Raw genomic sequence first — 1,405 nt, 5'->3', positions numbered from 1 at the left:
ACAATAAATGCGAAAAGCAAATCTAGAATATTTAATATCCTTTCAGATAATGTTTATCTAAAAAATATTAGATTAGTTAATGGTTTATCTGATAATGGTGGTGCAATTTATTTCAAAGCAGAAACAATTACAATTGATAATTGTTCTTTTATTAACAATACTGTCTCTGGTGTTGGTGGCGCATTTTATGGTCATGTAGATAATAATCTGGGAATCATCAACAACTCAAAATTTATCAACAATTCTGCTTCTTCTTCAAGTGCTATTTATAATTATGGTTATTATGGAGAAATTGATCGATGTATTTTCATAAATAATACTGGAAGCTCAACAATTAGTCATCAGTATTCTAGAGATTATGTAATAAATTCAATTTTCTTGGATAATACAGCAACTACTATAATAAGTGGAAGAATGAAAAATAATTGGTTTGGAAATACATATGATAATTATAAATCATCTTCTCTTTCTAATATTTTATATTTGAATATAAAATTCACAGAAAATTATGCAATTGTTTCATTAAATAACTTATACTCTTCCAGTTCAACAAGTGTTTACACAAATTACAATCTCCCGGAAATTACACTAAATATTAATTCCACTACACTAAATCTTGAAACAGATACAATAACACTTGATAATGCTGGTCAAGCTATTGTTCCATACACTATTGATGGTGAAACAGGAGCATTGACTGTAAGTTATAATGGAATATCCTTAACAAAAGATAGGGTTTTACCTGAATTTGACACTCTCCAAACTTTAATAGATAATGCAGATGAAAATTCAGTAATTGAATTGGACAAAAATTATACTTATAATAGTGCTGATGAAATTACTGAAGGAATCATAATCAATAAAAACATTACCATTGATGGTAAGGGACATACAATTGATGCAAAAGGAATGACAAGAATATTTAATGTGCAGGCTTTAAATGTTACATTTAAAAACATTATTTTTGCAAATGGTTATTCCAATCATGGTTCTGCAATTTGCTGTGGAATGGATAATACTGAAAAGATTGACTTTAAAATAGTTAATTGTACATTTGTGAATAATACAGACTATGACCAGTATGGTTATTATGCTGGTGGTGGAGCAGTTTATATTAAAACAAATGAGGGTTCTTTTAATATAACTGATTCCCGATTTGAAAATAACAAAGCAACTCCGATTCAGAATAGTTGGGCTAACGGTGGAGCTATATATCTGAATGTAAAAAATTCTGAAGTAAATATTTACAATTCAAGTTTCATAAGTAATTCCGCTTACAATGGTGGAGCTATATATGTTCAAACAGATTACAGTGAAACCATTATTGATAAATCTGTATTTATGAAAAATAATTATTATGGTACTACTTCAACTCGTGCTACTGCAATATTTTGGAAAACTACAA

At 28.3% G+C, this 1,405-nt stretch carries 1 protein-coding gene; it reads left to right on the top strand.

What is annotated here, in order from left to right:
- Window positions 1-1,405, top strand: a 1,405-nt coding sequence (locus tag Q4Q55_RS10580) for a hypothetical protein (RefSeq protein ID WP_303372757.1), incomplete at both ends; no start/stop codon positions are given.

It is taken from the genome of Methanobrevibacter sp. (assembly GCF_030539555.1).
GTDB lineage: Archaea > Methanobacteriota > Methanobacteria > Methanobacteriales > Methanobacteriaceae > Methanocatella.
This window is presented reverse-complemented; position numbering and strand designations above follow the sequence as displayed.